Raw genomic sequence first — 15,044 nt, 5'->3', positions numbered from 1 at the left:
TGTCAGCTCGCTTTGTTGGTTGTGCTCTTGCTCTTGGCTTGCGGGTAGATCTGCCCGGCGCGCAGCAGCTCCAGCACGGTGTCGCGCTTGCGCAGCACGTGCGCCGTGAGCACCTTGCGCATGGCCTGCGCGTCGCGCGCGGCCAGCGCCTGCACCATCTGCTCGTGCTCCTCGACCGCGTGCTTCCACTTGGTCTCGTCCTGGTTGGTGCGAAAGCGCAGCGACTGCACCCGGGCATTGATCGAGCGGTAGGTGTTCGACAGCACCGGGTTCGCCGCCGCGTCGTTGATGGCCGTGTGGATGCGCGCGTTCAGGCGGTAGTAGCCCGACAGGTCGCGCCGCGCGAAGCAGGCCATCATTTCGTAGTGCAGCGCGCGCACCTCGGCCAGTTCCTCGTCGGTGATGCGCTTGGCCGCCAGCTCGCCCGACATGCCCTCGAGCATCGCCAGCACCTCGAAGGTGTTGAGCACGTCGGCCTCGGTGAGCTTCACCGCCACCGCGCCGCGATTGGGCAGCAGGTCGACCAGCCCCTCGGCCGCCAGCAGCTTGATGGCCTCGCGCAGCGGCGTGCGCGACACGTTCAGCTGCAGGCACAGCTCGCGTTCATTGAGCTTGGCACCGGGCGCGATGCGCCCCTCCACCAGCATGGTGCGCAGGCGCGACGCCACCTGGTCATGCAAGGCCAGCCTGGAGATTTCGATGATTTCAGCGGTCATATGGGGTTCCCTTGTCTGCATTTTGAATGCAAAAAATAGCCGATACAACCTGGGTTTATAGGTGTAAACCAGCATACATAAATGCATTTTGAATGCAAAACTGAGCGCACAAGGAGAGCCCATGCTGCAACTCGACATCCACCCCACCGGCCGTCACTTCCTCCAGATTCCCGGCCCCAGCCCGGTCCCCGACCGCATCCTGCGGGCCATGAGCCTGCCCACCATCGACCACCGCGGGCCCGAGTTCGGCACGCTGGGCCTGAAGGTGCTCGGCGGCATCAAGGAGATCTTCAAGACGAAGCACCCGGTCGCGATCTACCCGGCCTCCGGCACCGGCGCCTGGGAAGCCGCGCTCGCCAACACGCTCAGCCCCGGCGACCACGTGCTCATGTACGAGACCGGTCACTTCGCATCGCTGTGGCAGAAGATGGCCACGCGCCTGGGCCTGTCGACCGAGTTCCTGGCCTACACCGGCACCGACGCCCACCTGCCCAACGCCCCCAGTTGGCGCCGCGGCGTGCAGGCCGAGCTCATCGAGGCGCGCCTGCGCAAGGACACCGAGAAGAAGATCAAGGCCGTGTGCGTGGTGCACAACGAAACCTCGACCGGCGTCACCTCCGACATCGCCTCGGTGCGCAAGGCCATCGACGCGGCGGGCCACCCCGCGCTGCTCATGGTCGACAGCATCTCGGGCCTCGCCAGCGCCGATTACCGCCATGACGAATGGGGTGTCGACGTCTGCGTGAGCGGCTCGCAGAAGGGCCTGATGCTGCCGCCCGGCATCAGCTTCAACGCCCTCTCGCCGCGCGCCCTCGAAACGGCCAAGCACGCCAAGCTGCCCAAGGCCTTCTGGGCCTGGGACGAGATCGTCGAGATGAACAAGGACGGCTACTGGCCCTACACGCCCAACACCAACCTGCTGTACGGCCTCTCGGAATCGCTGGACATGATCCTCGGCGAAGGCCTGGACAACGTGTTCGCGCGCCACCAGCGCTGGGCCGCCGGCGTGCGCGCCGCGGTCAACACCTGGGGCCTGCCGATCCAGTGCGCCGACCCCTCCGTGTACTCGCCCGTGCTCACCGGCGTGATCACGCCCGAGGGCGTCGATGCCGACGCCGTGCGCCGCCTGATCCACCAGCGCTTCGACCTTTCCTTGGGCACCGGCCTGGGCAAGCTCAAGGGCCGCATGTTCCGCATGGGCCACCTGGGCGACAGCAACGACCTCACGCTCGTGGCCATGGTCGCGGGTGTCGAGATGGGCATGAAGCTCAGCGGCATCAAGCTGGCGGGCAGCGGCGTGCAGGCGGCGATGGACTATTTCGCGAGCCACCAGGCCGCACCGGTCGGCCTGCAAAAAGCAGCCTGACCCCGGCGCACGCCAACCCACACGGGCCGCAGCGCATCGCTCGAACGATGCGGCGGTCCACCACCACCCTGCCGGGCCCGCGCAAGCGGCTCCCGGCACGCATCGGATTCCCCAACCGACGGAGACAAAGAAGATGCAAAGACGTTCCCTGATCCAGGCCGCCGCCGGCGCGGCCGCCACGCTGGGCGTGCCCCGGCTGTTCGCGCAGGAGTGGCCCACGGGCCCGGTGCGCATCGTGGTGGGCTTTCCACCCGGCGGCGGCACCGACGCGCTCGCGCGCGTGGTCGCGCAGAAGCTCACCATCATGTGGGGCCAGCAGGTCATCGTCGAGAACAAGGCCGGCGTCGCCGGCGTGCTCGCGGCCGACTACGTGGCGCAGCAGCCCAGCGACGGCAGCACCCTGCTCATGGCCCACATCAACAGCCACGCGCTCGCGCCCAGCCTGCAGCCCAAGCTGCGCTACAACGTCGAGCGCGACTTCGTGCCGATCGTGCTCGTGGGCGTCACGCCCAACCTGCTCATCGCCAACCCGGGCCAGAAGGCCCTCAGCGTGAAAGACATCGTCGCCGCCTGCAAGGCCGCGCCCGGCACTGTGAGCTTCGGCTCCGCCGGCGCGGGCTCGGCCCAGCACCTGGCGCTGGAGATGTTCAAGCTGCAGGGCGGCGTCGATGCGCTGCACGTGCCCTACAAGGGCAGCGGCCCGCTGCTGGCCGACCTGATGGGCGGCCAGATCCAGTACAGCTTCGAGACCATGACCGCCGCCACCCCGCACGTGAAGAACGGCCGCGTGCTCGCCGTGGCGCAGACGCGCACCAAGCGCGCCAAGGGCCATCCGAACGTGCCGACGATGCAGGAGCAAGGCTTCGCCGGCTTCGAAGCGACCACCTGGTACGGCCTGGCCGGCCCCGGCAAGCTGCCCCCGGCCATCGCGCAGAAAGTGAACCGCGACGTCAACACCGTGCTCGCGATGCCCGATGTGCAGGAACGGCTCGACACCTACGGCGCGGAAGACGGCGGCGGTTCGCAGGACAAGTTCAAGCAGTTCATCAGCACCGAGATCGCCAAGTGGGCGAAGGTGGTGAAGGATGGCAAGGTGCAGGTCGAGACTTGAGGGTCGTTGTTCAGGGCGACGCTCACGCCGACGGGGCACCTTGCTCCGCGAATGTCCCCCGGGGCTGCGCCCCTCCTCCTTGATTTCGCTGCGCAAGGCACCCCATCGGCGTGAGCGAGTTCAGAGCGGTTGTTGATCGGCCGCGCACCAGCAGCGCGTCCATGTGCCCAGGACACTGGGTGCTTCCCGCAGCGAAATCAAGGAGGAGCCGAAGGCGGGGGACATTCGCGGAGGGAAGTACCCGGTGGCCTGTGCACGCGCCCTGAATGAACGATCCAGAAGAAACTGAGAAGATCCAAAAATGACGCCCGACCTAAAAGCCCTCACCGAAGCCCTCATCGCCGCACGCCAGGCCAACCGCACGCTCGACGCCACCCCGTGGACCGACGCCCTGCCAGACGCACCGCAAGCGTATGAAGTGCAAGACGCCGTAGCAGCAGCCCTCGGCTGGTTCGACGGTGTTCCGAAGACCTGGAAGTCCGGCGGCAGCTCCCGCAGCGCCACGCTCACACACGCCCCGCTGCCCCCATCCGGCGTGCGCCAGAGTCCCGCCAACTTCAGCGACCTCACATTTCACGCCCCCGGCATCGAAGCAGAGATTGCACTAAGGCTCGGCCAGGACGTCACACCCGCACAAGCCGCCGCACTCGACCACGACAACTCGGCAGCGCTCATCGACGCCATGGCCGTCTCGGTCGAAATCGTCGATGCCCGCTGGCAAGACCTGGCCGCCACACCCGCCCTGCTGCGCCTGGCCGATTCCCAGGTCCATGGCGCACTCGTGCTCGGCGAGTGGCAACCGTACGCCGCCGTCGACTGGGCCTCGCAGCGCTGCGAAACGAAGATCGGCGACGCAGAAACGGTGGTGCGCGAAGGCACGCACCCGCTGGCCGATCCGGCCTGGCTACTGCCGATCTGGCTGCGCCACCTCACGCGCCACGGCCAGACCGTGCCCGCCGGCACCGTCGTCACCACCGGCTCGTGGGTCGGCGTGCTGCCTTGCCGCCGCGGCGATCAGGTGACAGCCGAGTTCCCCGGCATCGGCGCCGTGCGCTTGAGCGTGTAACGCCCGCCACCCACGCCCGAACACGCCACCAGGAAGTCGAGCACCGCCCGCACCCGCGCGGGCAGCGTGCCGGCCTTGCCGATGTACACCGCGTGGATCGGCTCGATCTCGCCCGGGTTGAACTCCTCGAGCAGCGGCACCAGCCGGCCGGCATCGATGTCGTGCTGGATGTGATACAGCGACAACCGCGCCACCCCCGCCCCCGCAATTGCCAGCTGCCGCAGCGTCTCACCGTCGCCCGCGCGCACCGGCCCCGCCACCGGCAGCATCACCATGCGGCCATCGACACGCAACGGCCAGTCGGGCGTGTTGCGCCGGTAGCTCCAGCCCAGCCGGTTGTGCGCCTCCAGCTCCTGCGGCGTGCGCGGCGTGCCGTACTTCGCCAGGTAGTCCGGCGCGGCCACGATGGCCTGGCTGGTTTCGCCCAGGCGCCGCGCCACCAGGTCGGACGACGGCAACTGGCCCCAGCGGATCGCGATGTCGGCGCGCTCGTCCATCAGGTCGACGATGCGGTCGGTCAGCGCAATGTCGAGCGTGATCTGCGGATGCATCTCGAGCAGGCGCGGCACCAGCGGCACCAGCTTGTGGTGCCCGAAGGACACGCTGGCGTTGATGCTCACCCGCCCGCGCGGCGCCGCACCGGCCGCGGCGCAACGCTCCGCCTCGTCCATGTCGGCCAGCACGCGCGTGCTGCGCTCATAAAAATGCAGCCCCTCGGGCGTGAGCTGCAGCTTGCGCGTGGAACGGTGCACCAGCTGGATGCCCAGGCGCAGCTCGAGCCGCGCCACCAGCTTGCTGACCGCCGAGGGCGTCATGTCCAGCAGCCGCGCCGCCGCCGAGAAACCGCCCGCCTCCACCACCTGAACGAAGGCCTCCATTTCACCGGAGCGGTTGACGTCAATGCGCGGCATGGCCTTCCTTTACTGTGACTTGAATTCACAAGTGCATGTACTGGCGGCATTCTAGTCATCGAGGCCGATCGTCCGCACAGTACAGGCATCATGCCCATCGCTCTCCTTGCCCTCACCGCCGGTGCCTTCGGAATAGGCACCACCGAATTCGTCATCATGGGCCTGCTCATGCAGGTGTCGACAGACCTTCACGTCTCCATCACGGCCGCCGGCCTGCTGATCTCGGGCTACGCGCTCGGGGTCGCGGTCGGCGCGCCCGTGCTCACCATCGCCACCCGCAAGCTGCCGCGCAAGACCGTGCTGCTCGCATTGATGGCGATCTTCACGCTCGGCAACCTCGCCTGTGCACTCGCCCCCAACTACGAAATGCTCATGGCCGCGCGCGTCATCACCTCGCTGGCGCACGGCACCTTCTTCGGCGTCGGCTCGGTGGTCGCCACCGGCCTCGTGGCGCCCGAACGCCGCGCCTCGGCCATCGCGATCATGTTCACCGGCCTCACCGCCGCCACGCTGCTGGGCGTGCCGGCCGGCGCGTGGCTGGGCCTGCAACTGGGCTGGCGCTCGACCTTCTGGGCCGTGACGCTGATCGGCGTGCTGGCCTTCGTGGTGCTCGCGGCCTTCGTGCCCCGCATGAAGGGCGAGGCCAAGCCGGCACCGCTGCGCGAAGAGCTGGCCGTGCTCGCCCGCCCGCAGGTGCTGCTGGGCCTGGCGATGACGGTGCTCGGCTTTGCCGGCGTGTTCGTGGTCTACACCTACATCCAGCCGCTGCTGACGCAGGTCACCGGCCTCTCGGAATCGGCCGTGTCACCGGTCCTGCTGGTGTTCGGCGGCGGCCTGGCCGTCGGCAACATCCTGGGCGGCAAGCTGGCCGACCGCGCACCGATGGCCGCCGTGCTCGGCACGCTGGTGGCGCTGGCCGTGGTGCTCGGCGCGATGCAGTTCACCATCGGCACGCCGTTCACCGCCGTGATGTTCGTCGGCCTGCTCGGCGTGGCCTCGTTCGCCACGGTGGCACCGATGCAGCTGCGCGTGCTCGAGAAGGCCTCGGGCGCGGGCCAGAACCTCGCGTCGAGCCTGAACATCGCGGCCTTCAACCTCGGCAACGCGCTGGGTGCCTGGGTCGGCGGCGTGACGATCGACCACGGCCCGGGGCTGCGCGCGCTGGGCTGGGTGGCCGCGCTGCTCACGCTCGTGGGCCTGGCGATCGCGCTGTGGAGCCGCGCGCTCGACCGTCGTGCGCAAAAGACCGGTCAGCTGCCGGCCGACGGCGCCTCGGCACGGGCCTGATCCGCAACCCCCAGGCGGCGCGCGAAGAACGAAAGGATCTCGTCGCGCGCCGCAATCGTCGGCTGGCCGGCCTCGTCGATCAGGTGCGCCGTCACCACGCTGTGCGGGCTGGCCACCACCTGCGAGAAAAACGACGGCAAGTCGCGCGTGTTGGCCGCGCTATCGGGCAGCACGCGGGCCACGAAGCGATCGCCCAGCGCCTCCGCGTACGCCGCGAAACGCTGGGCCCGGCAGAAGCGGTCGCCCTCGAAGCGGTAAGCCATCACGGTCAGGTCCTCGCGCTCCAGGCGTTGCCGCACCTGGGCGATCTCTTCCGGCGAGATCTCGATGCCGCCGGGGTTGTCCAGCGGCAGCGACGGCTGCGACAGCACGGGCGCCAGCACCGCCGGTTCCAGCATCATGGTGAGCGCGAAGTTGCCGGTGAAGCACATGCCGATGGCGCCCACGCCCGGCCCGCCGCATTCCGCATGCGCCAGCCGCGCGAGCGCGCGCAGCCACTGCGTCACCGGGCTCGAGGCGTTGCCCGCGAAGGCGCGGAACTCGGCGCTCACGCAGGCGCGCTGGAACACGGCCTTGCCCTCTTCCGCGTCCGGCACGGCGCCGTCGCGGCCGAACATCGACGGCATGTAGACCGTGAAGCCGGCCTCGCGCACCCAGCGGGCGAAACGCGCCACGTGCGGGCTGATGCCGGGCATCTCGGTCATCACGATCACGGCCGGGCCGGTGCCGGCCACGTAGACCGCCTTGGTGGCGCCGTCGAGCGTGATCTCGCGGCGGGTGAAGTCGTCGAGCGGGTCGGTCATGGCAAGGCCTCCCGGGCGTGCGGGGGGGCGCCGTGAGGAGCAAGGGCAAGGATGTGGGACACGAAGGCACTTTCGGTGTTGCGACGATGCCCATTGCACCTGAGCACGCACTAGACTGCCAGTGTCCATTCAGACGCCTATCAGGCGTTTTCTGCCATGCACGATTTCACCGTTCTCGTCCTTCCGGGCAGCTTCGCCACCAGCACCGCCGTCACGCTCGACGTGCTGGCGGCCGCCGCCACGCTCGCACCGCGCCACCAGATGCCCCGCCCCACCTGGCGCGTGGTGTCGCCCGATGGCGGCAGCGTGCCGCTGAGCAACGGCCTGCAGATCGACACCCTCGCCATGCCCCGCCGCGCGCGCGCCGACGGCTCGACGTGGATCGTGCCCGGCCTCGGCGTCGACAAACCGGCCGACCTCGCACTGCGCCTGACCGACGACCACGCCCGCGCCGCCATCGACGCGGTGCGGCGCCATGCCGCACGCGGCGGCGCGGTCGCGGCTTCGTGCTCGGCCGTGTTCCTGCTGCAGGCAGCCGGCCTGCTGGCGCAGCGCCGCGTCACCACCTCATGGTGGCTGGCGCCCGAGCTGCGCCGGCTCGAACCGGCCTGCCATGTCGATGCCGACCGCATGGTCTGCGCCGATGGGCCGGTGAGCACGGCGGGCGCGGCCTTTGCGCAGTCGGACCTCATGCTGCATCTGCTGCGCACGCGCTTCGGCCCCGCGCTGGCCGAGGCCGTAAGCAAGGTGCTGCTGATCGACGGTCGCCAGGCGCAGGCCCCCTTCGTCGTGCCGTCGATGCTGTCCAACGGCAACGAGCTGGTCGCGCGGCTCACGCGGCGCATCGAGGCCGCACTGCCCACGCCGCCCAGCGTGGCCGCGCTGGCCGAAGAGTTCGCGATGTCGCAGCGCACGCTGGCCCGGCGCGTGCGCGCCGCCACTGGCCTGGGGGCGCTGGCGCTGGTGCAGAGCGTGCGGCTGAACCGCGCGCGCCTGCTCATCGAAAGCAGCCGCATGACCATCGAGCAGGTCGCGGCGCAGGTCGGCTACGAGGACGCGACGGCGCTGCGGCGGCTGATGCGCAAGTCGGCCGGTGCACCGCCGAGCCGGTTCCGGTCGGCGCTGCAGGCGACGTGACGCGTTTGCCGCAGAATGCGCCGCACCATGAACCGTCCGCCCGTAGTCCTTCGCCCCGCCACCGCAGCCGACGCGCACACCCTTGCCGCGCTCGCGATCCAGGTCTGGCTCGACACCTACGCCACCGACGGCGTGAACGACGTGCTCGGGCGCTACGTGCTCTCGACCTTCACGCCGGCCGCGTTCGCCGCGTGGTCGGAATCGCTCCACGTCGCGCTGCGCGTGGCGCAGGTCGGCGACCAGCTCGTGGGCTATGCGCTGCTGCAGTTCGGTGCCGCGCAGCCGCTGGTGCCGGGCTGCGACACCGAGCTGCGCACGCTCTACGTGCAGTCACCCTTCCAGCGCAGCGGCGTCGGGTCAATGCTGCTGCGCGAAGCCCGCAGCGCCGCTCATGCACGCACGGGCAGCGACGGCCTGTGGCTCGCGGTGTACGCGAAGAACCCGCGCGCCGTCGCGTTCTACGAAAAGCAAGGCTTGGTCGCGATGGGGCTCACGCAGTTCATGCTCGGCGGGAAGCCGCACGACAACCACGTGATGGCGACACCGCGCCGCTGATCAGGCCAGCGGCAGCTCGATGCAGGCGGCCAGCGGCACCTCCGTGACGCGCTCGCTGCTCGCCACGACCACCGCCCGCCCCGGCTGCGCAACGCGCCGCCCGATCGCCTGCCACAGGCCGTGGATCGAACGCGCGTCGAGCGCGCCCACCGGGTCGTCCAGCAGAACCACGGGCCGCCCCGATGCGAGCGCGGCGGCCAGCCCGACCTTGCGGCGCGAGCCGGTCGACAGCATGAACATCTGCTTTTCCAGGTGCGGCACGAGAGAGAAGGCCTCGACCAGGCGCTGCCACTCGGCGTTGTCGAACCCCGCATCGCCCTCGCCCAGCAAGGCCGTGCAGGCCTGCACACTGAGCGCGTCGAAGGCTTCCGACGCCGGTTCACAGAAGAAGACCTGGCGCCGGTAGGCGGCGGGCTCGGCGTCGAGCGCCACGCCGGCCGCGCGCAGTTGCCCGGCCGATGCGGGCTGCTGTCCCGCCAGCACGCGCAGCAAGGTCGACTTGCCGCTGCCGGTGTCGCCGTACAGCAGCGTGACGCCCTCGCCGATGGCGGTGGACCAGCCATCGGCCAACGCAGGCTGGTCGGGGTACGCGAAGCGCAGGTTCTGGATCTGCAGGAGGGAAGAAGTCGGGGAAGTTCGCATGAGAAGGGGGAACGAAACGGCGATGAACGCGATTGTGTCGCTGCCGTGATTCAGACCCCGCCGGCGTCCAACGGCGACAGCCCCTTCACCCACTCGAACACCGCCGCCACGTTCGGATCGTCACGCCGCGCCTGCGGGCACACGAGGTAGAACGGCGAGCCTTGCAGCACCGGCCCGAAGGGCTGCACGAGGTTGCCCGCGCGCAGTTCGTCGGCGATGAGCGCCAGGCCCATCAGTGCCACGCCCTGCCCCTGCAGCGCAGCCGAGACGGTGTGGGTCTCGTCGGAGAACACGGGGCCGGCCGTCACGTCCAGGCCGGGCACCTGGGCCACCTGCTGCCATGCGGCCCAGGTGCCGGGCTGGGTCTTGCTGTTCGGCACCGCGAAATGCAGCAGCGTGTGCTTCACGAGGTCGGCCGGGCGGCGCAGCTTGAGCGCGGGGCTGCAGGCCGGCGCGAAGACGGTGTCGAACAGCTTCTCGGCCACGAGGCCCGGCCACTGGCCCTTGCCGTAGCGGATGGCGACGTCGGCCGTGAGGCCGTCGAGCGGCACCGCGTCGTGTGAGGCGTGGATACGCAGGTCGAGCCGGGGATGCGCCGCACGCAGCGCCCCCACGCGCGGCAGCAGCCAGCGCGCGGCCACGGCGGGCGTGGTCGACAGCGTGATGGCACTGCGCTCGGGCGGCGCACGCAGGCGCGCCACGGCCTGGGCCATGGCAGCGAACGAATCGCTCAGCACCACCTGCAGCTCGCGGCCCTGCGGCGTCAGCACGAGCTGGCGCGGCTGGCGCACGAACAGCGCCACGCCCAGCGACTCCTCGAGCTGGCGCACCTGGTGGCTGATGGCCGTGGGCGTGACCGACAGCTCGTTCGCCGCGAGCTTGGCGCTGCAATGGCGCGCGGCGGCCTCGAAGGCGCGCAGCGAGGCCAGCGGAGGCAGGGAACGCAGGAGGGCCATGGCGTGGAATAGATGAATTCAATTTTCTGCAGCGAGAAAAATTCGTCGTTTGTCCGGCCATGAATGCTTCGATAAATTGGGAACCATGTCAAGCAGACAGCTGAATTCCCTTCATCTAACCGAGGACCACGCCATGACCACCACCACCCTGCTCCACATCGATGCCAGCCCCCGTTCCGGCCGTTCGGGCTCGGTCGTCCACGGCTCGCATTCGCGTCGCCTGAGCCACCACTTCGTCAGCACCTGGCAGGCGGCCCGCCCACACGACGAGGTGATCTACCGCGACTTCGGCATCGCGCCGCCGCAGGCGGTCACCGGCGACTGGATCCACAGCGCCTACACGCCCGCCGAAGCGCGCGAGCCCTGGATGCACGAGGTGCTGGCCGAGAGCGACACCTTCATTGCCGAGCTGCGCCGCGCCGACGTGATCGTGATGGGCACGCCCATGTACAACTACAGCGCGCCGGCCACCGTGAAGGCGTGGATCGACAACATCGTGCGCGTCGGCGAGACCTTCGACATGGACCCGAGCCTGGACGACCCCTACGTGCCGCTGCTGGCCGAGCGCCCGCGCCGCACGGTGCTGCTCACCGCGCACGGCAGCAGCGGCTTCGGGCCCGGCGGCATGCAGGCGCATCTGAATTTCCTGGTGCCGGGCGTGAAGGCCGCGCTGGGCCTGGTCGGGCTGCGCGAGGTGCACGACATCGCGGTCGAGCATGCGGAAGACCGCGGCGACCTGCTGGAACGTTCGATGGCCGAGGCGCTGTCGGGCATCGAGCAATTGGTGCGCGACCTGCAGGCGAAGGTGCAGGCCGGCTGAAGGCGACCCGCGAGGGGCCGCCTCAGGAAGGGATCAAGCGGAACGCAGCTGCTCGCGCAGCTTCTGGCCGATCTCGGGGCGCTCCAGGAACGGGTCGGCCGGGTTGGTGATCGACACGATGTTCTCCATGCGGCTCTTCACGTTGCCCAGTGCCTTGGGGTGGCTGAACACGTAGAACTGGTTGTCGCTGATGGCTTCGAACACCTTGTGCGCCACCTCGGCGGCCGTGATCTTGCCGCTGCTCACCGCCTTGTTGCTCATGGCCTGGCCGATGAGCTGGCTCTTGGTGAGTTCGGTGTCCTTCGGTGCGTTCGGGCGGTTGCGCTCGCTGCTCGTGATGCCGGTGGGCACGAAGTACGGGCACAGCAGGCTGGCGCCGATCTGGTCGGTGACCAGGTTCAGGTCCTGGTACATGGTTTCGGTCAGGCTCACGACGGCGGCCTTGGCCGCGTTGTAGATGCCCATGTTGGGCGGCGTGAGCAGGCCGGCCATGCTGGCGGTGTTGGTGATGTGGCCGCGGTAGCTCGGGTCCTTGGCGGCGGCCTCGAGCATCATCGGCGTGAACAGGCGCACGCCGTGGATCACGCCCCACAGGTCGACGCCCAGCACCCATTCCCAGTCGGCCACGGTGTTTTCCCACACCAGGCCGCCCGCGCCCACGCCGGCGTTGTTGAACACGAAGTGCGGCGCGCCGAAGCGCTCCTTGACGGCGGCGGCCAGCGCTTCCATCTGGGCCGCATCCGACACGTCGACCTTGCGCGCCAGCACCTGGACGCCCAAGGCTTCCATTTCTGCCTTGGCCTTGTCGAGTGCGTCCTGCTGCACGTCGACCAGCACGAGGTTCATGCCGCGGGCGGCGCCGATGCGCGCGCATTCGAGGCCGAAGCCCGAGCCTGCGCCGGTGAGTACGGCGGTCTTGCCCTTGAAGTCCTGGATCATTTGCCGGTGTCCTTGTCTCTGACGTTGAAGCGGAAGCCCCTATTGAAATACGGAACGCGCGCCGGCGCAGTCACGAAGGTGCCCCGACCCGCGCCCGCACCGGGCGTTTTCAGGCCTCTGCTTTCTTCAACACATACCCGATGCGCGGAAAGTGCACATGCACCGTGCCCGTGCGCTCGCTGCTGCGTTCCAGCGTGTAGTGCGTGCGCGTGGCAGCCACCAGCGTGCCCGCCGTCTCTTCGAGGCCGAAGCTCTCGGCGCGGATGGTGACGGCGCTGCCCAGCGCAATGCCGTGGTCGTCCTGGAAGGTGCTGTCGGTCAGCAGCGTGTGCGGCGTGGCGGCCTTGGCGACGGCGATGGCCTCGTCGCTGGAGAACTTCGACGAGGTGCCGTGGCCGATGGCCGCCATGCGGTCCATCCAGTCGAGCACCGCGGGCGTCAGATCGAGGATGCCCTTCACCGCCTCGATGCGGCGCGTGTACCACAGCGGGTGGTAGGCCGAGAAGTCGGCGATGCACGGCACTTCGCCCAGCAGGAAGGGCTTGTCGTCGAGCATGTCGGACAGGCGGCGCAGGTACGACTTGTAGGCGCTGGTGGCGTCGGCCGGGCGCAGGCGCGTCATGTTGCCGGCGCTCATCTTGCCGCGGTCTTCGCCGAAGGCCTTGATGGCTTCGGGCGGCGCCTTGGCGAACACCTCGGCGGCGCCCTTGGGCTGCAGGCTCCAGGCCATCGCGGCCCAGAACAGCGAGGTGTCGGCCCACTGCGCGAGGATGCGCGACATGCCTTTTTCGGGCTGCGGGTAGAGCGTGGGCTCGGGCTGCAGGTGCTCCAGCACGTCGGCGATGAGCGCGCTGTCGCAGTACATGTCGGCGCCGATCTGCAGGAACGGCGTCTTGCGGTAGCCGCCCGTGAGCACTTCCACGTCGGGCTTGGGCATGATCGGCGGAATGAAGACCGACTTCCACGCCAGCTGCTTGGCGCCGAGGATCGTGCGCACCTTTTCCGAGAACGGCGAGGTGGTGTAGTGGTGAAGGATGAGGTCGGCCATGGTGTCTTTCGTGGAGGTGTTCTTGTCGGGGCTCAGCGCGGCTGCGCCCGCTGGATGATCGAATCGAAATCGGTGCCCGCGCCCAGCGTGCCGAAGGCCTGGCCCCAGTCGCCGCCCAGGCGCGAGGCGCAGAAGGCGTCGGCCACGGCGGCGGGCGCGGTCTGCACCAGCAAGGCGGCCTGCACGGCCAACGCCACGTCCTGCGCGAGGCGGCGTGCCTCGGTCTCGGAGGCCATGGCCTCGATGCGTGCGGGCAAGGCGTCGGCCAGGCGGTCGAGGGCGGGCTGCTGGCCGCGCGCGGGGGCCAGCTCGTGCGCCAGCGCGGCCACGGCGTCGCCCTTGCGCAGGCCGCGCAGCAGGTCGAGCGCCATGATGTTGCCGGCGCCCTCCCAGATGGAGTTGAGCGGCATCTCGCGGTAGATGCGCGCGAGGATGCCCTCGCCGCCCTCTTCCACGTAGCCGTTGCCGCCCAGGCACTCCATGGCCTCCTGCGCGAAGTGGCTGCCGCGCTTGCAGATCCAGAACTTGGCGACCGGCGTGAGCAGGCGCGCCATCAGGTTCTCGTGCGCGTCGGCCTGGCGATCGAAGGCCCGTGCGAGGCGGATCGCCAGGGCGGTGGCGGCTTCGCTTTCGAGCGCGAGGTCGGCCAGCACGTTCTTCATGAGCGGCTGTTCGACCAGCGGCTTGCCGAAGGCCTGGCGCTGCGCCGTGTGGTTCAGCGCGATGCCCAGCGCCTGGCGCATGAGGCCGCTCGTGCCGAGCGAGCAGTCGAGCCGCGTCATCGTGCCCATCTCGAGGATCTGCGGAATGCCGCGGCCTTCCTCGCCCACGAGCCAGGCGCTGGCGCCATGGAACTCGACCTCAGAGCTGGCGTTGGCCTTGTTGCCGAGCTTGTCCTTCAGGCGCTGGATGTGGATGGCATTGCGCGTGCCATCGGGCAGCACGCGCGGCAGGAAGAAGCACGACAGCCCGGCCGGCGCCTGCGCGAGGATGAGGAAGGCATCGCACATCGGCGCCGAGAAAAACCATTTGTGGCCGGTGATCGCGTAGCGCTCGCCCCAGGCGTCGCTGCCGTCGCGCACGGCCTGCGTGGTGTTGGCCCGCACGTCGGAGCCGCCCTGGTTCTCGGTCATGCCCATGCCCATGGTCACGCCGGGCTTGTCGTGCAGCGGCTTGAGCGCGGGGTCGTACCAGAGGCTGGCGAGCTTCGGGCCCCAGTCGGCATGCACGCCTGCGTTGCCGCGCAAGGCGGGCGTGACGGCGTAGGTCATCGAGATCGGGCACAGCACCGACGGCTCCAGCTCGGTGAAGAGCATGAAGCCCGCCGCGCGCAGCACGTGCGGCGAGGCGGACGTGCCGGTCCACGGCGTGCCGTGCAGGCCCGCGCCCACCGCGGCAGTCATCAGCGCGTGGTAGCTCGGATGGAACTCCACCTCGTCGATGCGACGGCCGAAGCGGTCGTGCGTGTGGAGTTCGGGCGTGTGGATGTTGGCCAGCCGCGCATGCGTCTGCATGGCGGCCGAACCGAGGGCGGCGCCCAGCTCGTGCAACTGCGTGGTCTGCAGCGCGGGCGCGTTGAACTTCAGCGCATCGCGCAGGGGGCGGTGGGTGTCGAAGAGGTTGTAGTCGACCAGCGGCGTGGGCTGGTTGAAGACCTCGTGCGTCGTGTCCATGACCGGCCTCCTTG

15 protein-coding genes are annotated in these 15,044 nt (G+C 69.4%); 7 read left to right on the top strand and 8 right to left on the bottom strand.

All coding sequences use genetic code 11. From position 1 onward, the window contains the following. Window positions 1-2 precede the first annotated feature (2 nt). Window positions 3-716 (bottom strand): GntR family transcriptional regulator, encoded by a 714-nt coding sequence (locus tag AC1RLW_RS04390; protein WP_307638171.1) that lies wholly within the window; start codon window positions 714-716, stop codon window positions 3-5. 121 nt (window positions 717-837) lie between these two features. Here AC1RLW_RS04390 and AC1RLW_RS04385 point away from each other — a divergent pair, with 121 nt between their 5' ends. The 3 genes from AC1RLW_RS04385 to AC1RLW_RS04375 all read left to right on the top strand — a co-directional run bounded on the left by AC1RLW_RS04385 (window position 838) and on the right by AC1RLW_RS04375 (window position 4,259). Then, window positions 838-2,082, top strand: a complete 1,245-nt coding sequence (locus AC1RLW_RS04385) for a pyridoxal-phosphate-dependent aminotransferase family protein (protein WP_307638170.1) — start codon at window positions 838-840, stop codon at window positions 2,080-2,082. Between the two features lie 133 nt (window positions 2,083-2,215). Next, entirely contained in the window at window positions 2,216-3,193 is a 978-nt protein-coding gene (locus AC1RLW_RS04380) for a Bug family tripartite tricarboxylate transporter substrate binding protein (RefSeq protein WP_159276971.1), read from the top strand. A gap of 301 nt (window positions 3,194-3,494) precedes the next feature. After that, on the top strand, window positions 3,495-4,259 hold the full coding sequence (locus AC1RLW_RS04375) for a fumarylacetoacetate hydrolase family protein (RefSeq protein WP_493192305.1): 765 nt from the start codon (window positions 3,495-3,497) through the stop codon (window positions 4,257-4,259). On the opposite strand, the gene AC1RLW_RS04370 is transcribed toward AC1RLW_RS04375, so the two are convergent. Further along, complete coding sequence (locus AC1RLW_RS04370; RefSeq protein WP_095948546.1) at window positions 4,208-5,170, bottom strand: LysR family transcriptional regulator; 963 nt, start codon at window positions 5,168-5,170, stop codon at window positions 4,208-4,210. The genes AC1RLW_RS04375 and AC1RLW_RS04370 overlap by 52 nt on opposite strands. Before the next feature lie 90 nt (window positions 5,171-5,260). Between AC1RLW_RS04370 and AC1RLW_RS04365 the strand changes: the two genes are divergently transcribed. Continuing rightward, the gene (locus AC1RLW_RS04365; RefSeq protein ID WP_493192304.1) at window positions 5,261-6,457 is read left to right on the top strand and encodes an MFS transporter; all 1,197 of its coding nucleotides are present in this window, start codon (window positions 5,261-5,263) and stop codon (window positions 6,455-6,457) included. On the opposite strand, the gene AC1RLW_RS04360 is transcribed toward AC1RLW_RS04365, so the two are convergent. Beyond that, the gene (locus tag AC1RLW_RS04360) at window positions 6,421-7,260 is read right to left on the bottom strand and encodes a dienelactone hydrolase family protein (protein ID WP_493192303.1); all 840 of its coding nucleotides are present in this window, start codon (window positions 7,258-7,260) and stop codon (window positions 6,421-6,423) included. The two genes, AC1RLW_RS04365 and AC1RLW_RS04360, sit on opposite strands and share 37 nt — an antisense overlap. A 156-nt stretch (window positions 7,261-7,416) precedes the next feature. Between AC1RLW_RS04360 and AC1RLW_RS04355 the strand changes: the two genes are divergently transcribed. Beyond that, window positions 7,417-8,397 carry a GlxA family transcriptional regulator gene (locus tag AC1RLW_RS04355; protein ID WP_493192302.1) on the top strand — a complete coding sequence of 327 codons (981 nt, stop codon included), beginning with the start codon at window positions 7,417-7,419 and terminating at the stop codon, window positions 8,395-8,397. A 27-nt stretch (window positions 8,398-8,424) separates the two neighbouring features. After that, complete coding sequence (locus AC1RLW_RS04350) at window positions 8,425-8,952, top strand: GNAT family N-acetyltransferase (RefSeq protein ID WP_493192301.1); 528 nt, start codon at window positions 8,425-8,427, stop codon at window positions 8,950-8,952. Here AC1RLW_RS04350 and AC1RLW_RS04345 read toward each other — a convergent pair whose 3' ends face one another. Both AC1RLW_RS04345 and gcvA read right to left on the bottom strand, forming a co-directional pair. After that, a complete protein-coding gene (locus AC1RLW_RS04345; protein ID WP_493192300.1) occupies window positions 8,953-9,594 on the bottom strand; it encodes an ABC transporter ATP-binding protein in 642 nt (213 codons plus the stop codon). A gap of 50 nt (window positions 9,595-9,644) precedes the next feature. After that, window positions 9,645-10,550 (bottom strand): transcriptional regulator GcvA, encoded by a 906-nt coding sequence (gene gcvA / locus AC1RLW_RS04340; RefSeq protein ID WP_493192299.1) that lies wholly within the window; start codon window positions 10,548-10,550, stop codon window positions 9,645-9,647. 133 nt (window positions 10,551-10,683) lie between these two features. On the opposite strand from gcvA, the gene AC1RLW_RS04335 reads away from it, so the two are divergent. Continuing rightward, complete coding sequence (locus AC1RLW_RS04335; protein ID WP_070060663.1) at window positions 10,684-11,370, top strand: FMN-dependent NADH-azoreductase; 687 nt, start codon at window positions 10,684-10,686, stop codon at window positions 11,368-11,370. Between the two features lie 33 nt (window positions 11,371-11,403). Here AC1RLW_RS04335 and AC1RLW_RS04330 read toward each other — a convergent pair whose 3' ends face one another. The 3 genes from AC1RLW_RS04330 to AC1RLW_RS04320 all read right to left on the bottom strand — a co-directional run bounded on the left by AC1RLW_RS04330 (window position 11,404) and on the right by AC1RLW_RS04320 (window position 15,030). Then, entirely contained in the window at window positions 11,404-12,309 is a 906-nt protein-coding gene (locus AC1RLW_RS04330; protein WP_062471360.1) for an SDR family oxidoreductase, read from the bottom strand. 109 nt (window positions 12,310-12,418) lie between these two features. Beyond that, the gene (locus AC1RLW_RS04325) at window positions 12,419-13,357 is read right to left on the bottom strand and encodes a glutathione S-transferase family protein (protein ID WP_493192298.1); all 939 of its coding nucleotides are present in this window, start codon (window positions 13,355-13,357) and stop codon (window positions 12,419-12,421) included. A gap of 32 nt (window positions 13,358-13,389) precedes the next feature. After that, window positions 13,390-15,030, bottom strand: coding sequence for an isovaleryl-CoA dehydrogenase (locus AC1RLW_RS04320; protein WP_493192297.1), 1,641 nt, complete (start codon window positions 15,028-15,030; stop codon window positions 13,390-13,392). Window positions 15,031-15,044 lie beyond the last annotated feature (14 nt).

The organism is Variovorax sp. GW822-FHT04A09, from assembly GCF_058801005.1.
Note: the sequence above shows the minus strand (reverse complement) of the source record. Positions and strands in the feature narration are given on the sequence as shown.

Bases quoted from the DNA above. Each gene is read 5' to 3' on its own strand.
- AC1RLW_RS04390 (WP_307638171.1), bottom strand. From the start codon at position 716: ATGACCGCTGAAATCATCGAAATCTCCAGGCTGGCCTTGCATGACCAG.
- AC1RLW_RS04385 (WP_307638170.1), top strand. From the start codon at position 838: ATGCTGCAACTCGACATCCACCCCACCGGCCGTCACTTCCTCCAGATT.
- AC1RLW_RS04380 (WP_159276971.1), top strand. From the start codon at position 2,216: ATGCAAAGACGTTCCCTGATCCAGGCCGCCGCCGGCGCGGCCGCCACG.
- AC1RLW_RS04375 (WP_493192305.1), top strand. From the start codon at position 3,495: ATGACGCCCGACCTAAAAGCCCTCACCGAAGCCCTCATCGCCGCACGC.
- AC1RLW_RS04370 (WP_095948546.1), bottom strand. From the start codon at position 5,170: ATGCCGCGCATTGACGTCAACCGCTCCGGTGAAATGGAGGCCTTCGTT.
- AC1RLW_RS04365 (WP_493192304.1), top strand. From the start codon at position 5,261: ATGCCCATCGCTCTCCTTGCCCTCACCGCCGGTGCCTTCGGAATAGGC.
- AC1RLW_RS04360 (WP_493192303.1), bottom strand. From the start codon at position 7,260: ATGACCGACCCGCTCGACGACTTCACCCGCCGCGAGATCACGCTCGAC.
- AC1RLW_RS04355 (WP_493192302.1), top strand. From the start codon at position 7,417: ATGCACGATTTCACCGTTCTCGTCCTTCCGGGCAGCTTCGCCACCAGC.
- AC1RLW_RS04350 (WP_493192301.1), top strand. From the start codon at position 8,425: ATGAACCGTCCGCCCGTAGTCCTTCGCCCCGCCACCGCAGCCGACGCG.
- AC1RLW_RS04345 (WP_493192300.1), bottom strand. From the start codon at position 9,594: ATGCGAACTTCCCCGACTTCTTCCCTCCTGCAGATCCAGAACCTGCGC.
- gcvA (WP_493192299.1), bottom strand. From the start codon at position 10,550: ATGGCCCTCCTGCGTTCCCTGCCTCCGCTGGCCTCGCTGCGCGCCTTC.
- AC1RLW_RS04335 (WP_070060663.1), top strand. From the start codon at position 10,684: ATGACCACCACCACCCTGCTCCACATCGATGCCAGCCCCCGTTCCGGC.
- AC1RLW_RS04330 (WP_062471360.1), bottom strand. From the start codon at position 12,309: ATGATCCAGGACTTCAAGGGCAAGACCGCCGTACTCACCGGCGCAGGC.
- AC1RLW_RS04325 (WP_493192298.1), bottom strand. From the start codon at position 13,357: ATGGCCGACCTCATCCTTCACCACTACACCACCTCGCCGTTCTCGGAA.
- AC1RLW_RS04320 (WP_493192297.1), bottom strand. From the start codon at position 15,030: ATGGACACGACGCACGAGGTCTTCAACCAGCCCACGCCGCTGGTCGAC.